Raw genomic sequence first — 8,684 nt, forward strand, 5'->3', positions numbered from 1 at the left:
GTGGTCAGTGCGCCCCACATTTCCCAGACGGAGAAGTCGAAGGCGAAGCTGTGGAACAGGGTCCATACGTCCGCCGGTCCGGCGTCGAGTCCGGCCGCGGCGGTGGCCTGGAACAGGCGGGTGACGTTGGCGTGCGTGACCAGGGTTCCCTTGGGGCGTCCGGTCGAGCCGGAGGTGAAGATCACATAGCAGCCGTTGCCGGGGCTCAGCCGCTCGGGCAGCGGCCCGGTGTCCCCGCCCGCCTCCAACTCGGCCACGTCGAGGGTCCGCCACGCCCCGCCGGGCACGCCGCCGGCCACGTCCCCGGTCGTCAGCACCAGCGGTGCGCCGAGGTCGGCCAGCATGAACCGCAGCCGCTCGGCCGGGAACCCAGCGTCCAGCGGCACGTAGACACCCCCGGCCTTCAGCACGGCGAGGGCCGCCACGACCATCCGGACCGACCGCCCGGTACAGACGCCCACGCACACCTCAGGCCCGACGCCCAGTGCCCGCAGCCGGCGGGCCAGCCGGTCGGCGCGGGCGTCCAGCTCGCCGTAGGAGATCCGCTCGTCCCCGCAGGTGACCGCCTCCGCGTCCGGCGTCGCCTCCGCCCAGCGGGCCACCAGCTCGTGTACGAGCCCGGCCTCGAACCGGTCGGCGCCGCCCGCCCATGCCGCCAGCAGCTCGCGCTCGGCCTCGCCCAGCAGAGACACCGCGTGGTGCGGCGCCTCGGGGTCGGCGGTCATCGACTCCAGCGCGCGCAGGTGGTAGTCGCGCAGGGCGACCGCCTGGTCCGCGGACAGCCTCCTGGCGTCATACTCCAGCTCCAGCCGGAACCCTTCGACTCCCGCCTCGCGGCTGACGGCGACCAGCAGCGGGAAGTGCGTCCGCCCCATGCCGGGCGTGTCCGCGCCGCCCTGCGCAAGCGTGCCGTCCTCGGCGAGCCGGCCGAACTGGTGGAAGTGGTTGTAGACGAAACCGGCCTCGAAGAGCGCGCCGCCCCCCAGCTCGCGCTGCATCGCCGACATCGGGTAGCGGCGGTGCGGCAGCAGCTCGCGTTCGGCGCCGAACACCGCCCGCGCCAGCTCCCGCCAGCTTCCGCCGGGCAGCCGGAGCCGGAACGGCACGGTGTTGAGGAACAGGCCGCACGCGTCGGCGGCGCCCGCCTCCTCCAACCGGCCGTCCGAGGACAGCCCCGTCACCACGTCGGAGCTGCCCGTGATCAGGCTCATGACCCGCAGGTGCGCGGCCAGGACGACCGACTTGAAGGGCACCCCGGCCGTTCTGGCGAAGTCCTCCAGGCGGGTCAGCAGCTCGTGGGGGAGCGGTGTGGTGAGGGCGCCGTGGCCCTGGTTCTCGTCGTGCTCGTGCCGCTCGCCCTCGACGGTCTCGCCGATCCGCCGGGCCGCGGGACCGCTCCGGCGCGGCAGCCGGGAGCCGGGCCGGTCGGCGAGACGTTCCAGCCAGAAGTCCCGGCTTTCCCCGGAGGCGAGCGCCGCGCGCTCGGCGGCGATGAAGTCGCGGTAGAGCGAGCGCGGCGGAGCAGGCCGCGGATCCGCGCCGTCCAGCAGCAGCCGGTAGAAGGTGATGATCGTGGACAGCACCGACGCCAGGCTCCACCCGTCGAGGATGGCGTGGTGCTCGGTGACCGTCCACTGGAAGGAGTCGTCGTCCAGGATGTGCACGGCCATGCGGCACAGCGGCGCGGTAGACAGGTCGAAGGCGTCGCGGTGCTCGCGTCGTACGTACTCCGCCAGCGCCGTCTCCTGATCGTCGGCGCCGCGCAGGTCGGTCACCGTGAGCGGGATCTCGGCGGTGGGGTGGACGAGCTGCATGGGTTCGCTGTAGCGGCTCAGGTCGAAGGAGGTACGCAGGATCGGGTGCCGCTCCACGACCCGTGCCAGCGCGTCCCGGAAGCGGCCCTCGTCGAACGGCCCGGCGATGCGGAGGCTGTCCACGTGGTGGTAGGGCAGGCGCTCCGGGTCGAGCTCCATCTCGTAGACCATGCCGACCTGGAGCTCGGCCATCGGGTAGGCGTCCGTGAGCCCGTCCGGCAGCCGTTCCCGGTCCTCGGCCGGCACCAGGGAGAACGGCTCCCCGTCCCGCTCCGCGGGGGACGCCGCGCCCGCGTCCACCACGCCGGCCAGCCCGGCGACCGTCGGGTTCGCGAACAGGTCTTGCAGGGTGAAGCTCAGCCCTGCGTCGCGGGCCTGGCCGAGCACCTGGATGCTGCGGATGGAGTCGCCGCCCAGGTCGAAGAAGTCGTCGTGGCGGCCGATGCGGTTCACGCCCAGGACGCGCGACCAGATGTCGGCCAGCAGCTCCTCCGCGCCCGCCAGCGGGACGGCGAACTCCGTGCCGAGATCCGGGCGGTCACCCGACGGGACCGGCAGGGCCCGCCGGTCCACCTTCCCCTGAGCGGTCAGCGGCAGCGTGTCGAGGTACTCGATCCAGCGCGGGACCATGTAGCCGGGTAGCCGCTCCGACAACCAGGCCCGGAGCTCGGCGCCGGTGACGCCGTCGCCGGTCACATACGCGGCGAGCTGGTGGCGGCCGTCCTGGGCCGGGTGGGCGGTGACGGCGGCAGCACCGATGGCGGGGTGGGCGCGCAGGGCGGCTTCGATCTCTTCGGGTTCGATGCGGTGGCCGAGGATCTTGATCTGGTGGTCGTCGCGGCCGAGGAACTCGATGTGTCCATCGGTGGTGTGACGGGCCAGGTCGCCGGTGCGGTAGAGGCGGCTGCCTGGCGGCCCCCAGGGGTTCGGGATGAAGGCGGCGGCGGTGGCGCCGGGCCGGTTGAGGTAGCCGCGCCCGACCCCGGTGCCCGCGATGTACAGCTCGCCGACGCTCCCGATGGGCACGGGGCGCTGCTGGTCGTCCAGGATGTGGACCTGGACGTTGCCGTACGGACGGCCGATCACCGGGGCGGGATGGTCGGCGACGTTCACCGCCGTCGCCTCGACGGTCGTCTCGGTCGGCCCGTAGGTGTTGTACGACACCGTGCCGGGACGCGCCCGCAGCGCCTCCCACAGGTCACCCGGGCAGGCCTCCCCGCCCAGGCTCACCAGGCGCGGCGGACAAGGCGCGTCGAGCAGCCCGGCCTCCACCAGCAGCCGGATCTGGGCGGTGGTGGCCTCCACGACGTCCACGGCCTGGTCGGGGTGGTGGGCGCGCTGGACGAGATAGCGGGGGTCCTGGCGCTGCCCGGCCGTCAGCACCAGCAGGCGGTGACCGTCCAGCAGGGGCAGGATCTGCCCGAGGAAGAAGTCGGAGATGTAGGCGGAGGTGCCGAGGACGACCCGGGCGTTCGGCCTGACCTGCGCCGCCCGCAGCCGGGGCAGAAGGAAGGACAGGGCGTAGTTGGTCAGGTTGCCGTGCTCGACCATGACGCCCTTCGGGCGGCCCGTCGTCCCCGACGTGTACATCACGTACGCCAGATCCTCCGGCCCCACCACGGGCAGCCCGGCCTGCACGGGCTCCTCCTCCGACCTGACGTCCAGCACCGGAAAGCCGCCCGGGACGTCGCCGTCGCCGATCAGCAGAGCGGGGCGGGCGTCGTCCAGCATGGTCCGCAGCCGCGCGGGCGGCTGGTCGGGGTCGAGAGTGAGGAAGGCGGCACCGGCCTTCCACGTCGCCCACACCGCGATGAGCGCCGTCGCGCCCGGCCGCAGGCAGATGCCGACGACGTCGCCCCGGCCCACGCCGCGATGGGCGAGCCGCTGGGCGAGGTGGTCGCTGGCGGTGTCGAGGTCGGTGAAGGTCAGCTCTGTTGCGCCGTCCTCGATGGCGACCGCGTCGGGGGTGCGCCCGGCCTGCTCGCGCAGCAGCTCGTGGACCGGGGTGCCGGGGCAGGGGGCGGCGGTGTCGTTCCACGAGGCCAGTAGAGCCCGTTCGGCCTCGCCCAGCAGAGGGACCTCCCCGTGTCGCGCGGCGGGGTCGGCGGCCATCGCTTCGAGCGCACGCAGGTGGTAGTCGCGCAGGACGGTGATCTGCTCGGCGGAGAACCGCCGGGAGTCGTAGTCCAGTTCGAGCCGCAGGCCCGCGACGCCGGTCTCACGGCTGACCGACACTCCCAGCGGGAAGTTGGTGCGCGCGATGCCCGGCAGCTCGGCGCCGGGGTCGGCGAGAGCCAGCGCGCCGACCTCCGCCAGCCTGCCGAACTGGTTGAAGTGGTTGTAGTTGAAGTCGACCTCGAAGAACGGTTCGCCGCCGAGCTCGCGCTGCATCGCCGACATGGGGTAGCGGCGGTGGGGGAGCAGGTCGTGCTCGGCGTCGGAGACGGCCCGCACGAGGTCCTGCCACGTGCCTTCGGGCAGCCGGAGCCGGAACGGCACCGTGTTGAGGAACAGCCCGAGCACGTCGGCGCCGTCGGTCTCTTCCGGCCGGCCGTTGGCCGTCAGGCCGGTCACCACGTCGGAGCTGCCGGTGATCAGGCTCATGACCCGCAGGTGCGCGGCCAGGACGACCGACTTGAAGGGCACCCCGGCCGTTCTGGCGAAGTCCTCCAGGCGGGTCAGCAGCTCGTGGGGGAGCGGTGTGGTGAGGGCGCCGTGGCCCTGGCTCTCGTCGTGCTCGTGCCGCTCACCGGGCACGACCTCCGGGAACGACGCGCCGGCGGGCCGGTGCGGCAGCCGGTGGTCCGGCCGGTCGGCGAGCCGTTCCCGCCAGAACCGCAGGCTGTCCTCCGACCTCAGCGCCGCCCGCTCCGCCGCCACGAAGTCGCCGTACGTGGACCGCAGCGGTTCCGCGGCCGGATCCTCACCCGCCAGCAGCGCGCGGTACACGTCGTTGATCTCGGCCAGCACCGACGCCATGCTCCAGCCGTCGAGGATGGCGTGGTGCTCGGTGACCGTCCACTGGAAGGAGTCGTCGCCGAGGACGTGCACGGCCATCCGGCACAGCGGCGCGACCGCGGGATCGAAGCCGTGCCGCTGCTCGGCCCGCATGTGCTCGATCAGCACCGCACGCTGCCCGGCCCAGTCCATCCCCGCCAGGTCCACGACCGTGAGCGGGATCTCGGCGGCGGGGTGGACGAGCTGCAGGGGTTCGCTGTAGCGGCTCAGGTCGAAGGAGGTACGCAGGATCGGGTGCCGCTCCACGACCCGTGCCAGCGCGTCCCGGAAGCGGCCCTCGTCGAACCGCCCGGACAGCCGCAGCCCGTCCACGTTGTGATAGGGCCGCCGGTCGGGGTCGAGCTCCATCTCGTAGACCATGCCGACCTGGAGCTCGGCCATCGGATAGGCGTCCGCGAGCCCGTCCGGCAGCCGCTCCCGGTCCTCGGGAGACAGCAGCGAGAACGGCTCCCGTACCGGCCGGTCCTCGGCGCCGGCGGCCCGGGTGACCCCGGCGAGCCGGGCCGGAGTGGGCAGGCGGTTCAGGTCCTGCAGGGTGAAGCTCAGCCCGGCGTCGCGGGCGCGGCCGAGCACCTGGATGCTGCGGATGGAGTCGCCGCCCAGGTCGAAGAAGTCGTCGTGCCGGCCGACCCGGTCCACGCCGAGAACCCTGGACCAGATCCCCGCCAGCACCTCCTCGGTTCCCGGGAGCGGGGGATCATACGGGTGCGCAAGGTCGGGGCGTTCCCCGGAGGGACCGGGGAGCGCCCGCCGCTCAAGCTTGCCCTGGGCCGTCAGGGGGAGCGCGTCCAGGTACTCGATCCAGCGCGGGACCATATAGCCCGGGAGGCGGCCGGTGAGCCAGGCGCGGAGTTCCGCGGCGGGGACGGGCTCGCCGACCACGTACGCGGCGAGCTGGTGGCGGCCGTCCTGGGCCGGGTGGGCGGTGACGGCGGCGGCGGTGACGGCGGGGTGGGCGCGCAGGGCGGCTTCGATCTCTTCGGGTTCGATGCGGTGGCCGAGGATCTTGATCTGGTGGTCGTCGCGGCCGAGGAACTCGATGTGCCCGCCGGTGGTGTGACGGGCCAGGTCGCCGGTGCGGTAGAGACGGCTGCCGGGTGGCCCCCAGGGGTCGGGGACGAAGGCGGCGGCGGTGGTTTCGGGGCGGTTGAGGTAGCCGCGCCCGACCCCGGTGCCCGCGATGTACAGCTCGCCGACGGTGCCGATGGGCACGGAGCGCTGGTGGTCGTCGAGGATGTGGACCCGGGCGTTGCCGTAGGGACGGCCGATGACCGGGATGGGGTGGTCGGCGATGTCCACGGCGGTCGCGTCGACGGTGGTCTCGGTGGGGCCGTAGGTGTTGTACGACACCGTACGGGGATGGGCGCGCAGCACCTCCCACAGGTCCGGCGGGCACGCCTCGCCTCCCACGGCGACGAGCCTGGGCGGATGCGGCGCGTCGAGCAGCCCGGCCTCCACCAGCAGCTGGATCTGGGCGGTGGTGGCTTCGATGGCGTCGACGGCCTGGTCGGGGTGGTGGGCGCGGTGGACGAGGTAGCGGGGGTCCTGGCGCTGCTCGGCGGTGAGCACCAGCAGGCGGTGGCCGTCGAGCAGCGGGAGGATCTGCTCCAGGAAGAAGTCGGAGATGTAGGCGGAGGTGCCGAGGACGACGCGGGCGTTCGGCTTGACCTGCGCCGCCCGCATGCGGGGGAGGAGCAGGGCGAGGGCGTAGTTGGTGAGGTTGCCGTGCTCGATCATGACGCCCTTGGGGCGGCCCGTGGTGCCGGACGTGTACATCACGTACGCCAGGTCGCCGGGCCCCGCCGCGGGCAGGGCGACGGTTTCGGCCTCGGCCGGTTGCGAGGCGAGGTCCAGCACGGGATATCCCTCGGGGGCGTCACCGTCGCCGATCAGCAGGGCGGGGCGGGCGTCGTCCAGCATGGTCCGCAGCCGCGCGGGCGGCTGGTCGGGGTCGAGGGTGAGGAAGGCGCCCCCGGCCTTCCAAATGGCCCAGACCGCGATCAGGGCGGCGGCTCCCGGCCGCAGGCAGATGCCGACGATGTCACCGCGCCGCACGCCCTGGCCGGCCAGCCGATGCGCCAGCCGGTCGCTCGCGGCGTCCAGCTCGGTGAAGCTCAGCTGGGTGGGGCCGTCCTCGATGGCGACGGCGTCCGGAGTGCGCCTGGCCTGCTCGCGCAGCAGCTCGTGGACGGGTGTGTCAGGACAGGGGGTGGCGGTGTCGTTCCACGACGTCAGCAGAGCCTTCTCCGCCTCGCCCAGCAGGGAGACCTCTCCATGTCGCGCGGCGGGGTCGGCGGCCATCGCCTCCAGTGCCCGCAGGTGGTAGTCGCGCAGGACGGTGATCTGCTCGGCGGAGAACTGCCGGGCGTCGTAGTCCAGTTCGAGCCGGAGCCCGGCGATGCCGGGTTCGCGGCTGACCGAGACCCCGAGCGGGAAGTTGGTGCGCGCGACGCCCGGCAGCTCGGCGTCGGGTTCGGCCAGCGCCAGCTCGCCGAACTGGCGGAAGTGGATGTAGTTGAAGTCCACTTCGAAGAGCGGTTCGCCGCCGAGCTCGCGCTGCAATGCCGACATCGGGTAGCGGCGGTGGGGCAGCAGGTCCTGCTCCGTGTCCGACACGGCCCGGACCAGGTCCTCCCACGTGCCTTCGGGCAGCCGGAGCCGGAACGGCACCGTGTTGAGGAACAGCCCGAGCACGTCGGTGGCGTCCGTCTCCTCCAGCCGGCCGTTGGAGGTCAGCCCCACCAGCACGTCGGAGCTGCCGGTGACCAGGTTCATCACCCGCAGATGCGCGGCCAGCACGACCGCCTTGAACGGCACCTGGCAGCGCCGGGCCAGCTCGTCGAGCCGGGCCGTCAGCTCCGCCGAGAGCGGTGTGGCAAGCGCGCCGTTGACCTCGCCGTCGCTGTCGTGCCGCTCACCGGGCATGGTCTCGCCGATCGGGAACGACCCCTCGGGCAGCCGTGGCAGCCGGTGGTGCGGCCGGTCGGCGAGCCGCTCCAGCCAGAAGCCCCGGTCCTCGCCGGACCGCAGCGCGTGGCGTTCGGCGGCGACGAAGTCCCGGTAGAGCGAGCGGAGCGGAGCCGGGCGCGGGTCCTCTCCGCTCACGAGCCGCCGGTACAGGTCGTCGATCTCGGTCAGCGCGGAGGCCACGCTCCAGCCGTCGAGGATGGCGTGGTGCTCGGTGACCGTCCAGTGGAAGGAGTCGTCGCCGAGGACGTGCACGGCCATCCGGCACAGCGGCGCGACCGCCGGGTCGAACACGTTCCGCTGCTCGGCTCGTACGTACTCACCCAGTACCCGGCGCTGCTCGGGCCGGTCCGCGCCGCGCAGGTCGGCGACCGTGAGCGGGATCTCGGCGGCGGGGTGGACGAACTGCAGGGGCTCGCTGTAGCCGGTCAGGTCGAAGGAGGTACGCAGGACCGGGTGGCGTTCGACCACCCGGGCGAGAGCTTCGCGGAAGCGGGCCTCGTCGAACGGCCCGGCGATGCGGAGGCTGTGCACGTTGTGGTAGGGCCGCCGGTCGGGGTCGAGCTCCATCTCGTAGACCATGCCGACTTGGAGCTCGGCCATCGGGTAGGCGTCCGCGAGCCCGTCCGGCAGCCGTTCCCGGTCCTCGGGCGACAGCAGCGAGAACGGCTCGCTCTCCTGTTGGGCCGCCTCCCCGAGACCATTGCCGGCGATCCGGGCAAGGCCGGCGACGGTGGGGTGACGGTGCAGATCCTGCAGCCTGAACCCGAGCCCCGCGTCGCGGGCCTGCCCGAGTATCTGGATGCTGCGGATGGAGTCGCCGCCCAGGTCGAAGAAGTTGTCGTGACGGCCGACCCGGTCGACGCCGAGGACCCGCCGCCAGAC

1 protein-coding gene is annotated in these 8,684 nt (G+C 73.1%); it reads right to left on the minus strand.

Annotated features, from left to right (window positions below; translation table 11 throughout):
- A partial coding sequence (locus AB0J42_RS37205) for an amino acid adenylation domain-containing protein (protein WP_364303210.1) occupies positions 1-8,684 on the minus strand: 8,684 nt, incomplete at both ends.

This window comes from Nonomuraea sp. NPDC049649, from assembly GCF_040675175.1.
GTDB lineage: Bacteria > Actinomycetota > Actinomycetes > Streptosporangiales > Streptosporangiaceae > Nonomuraea.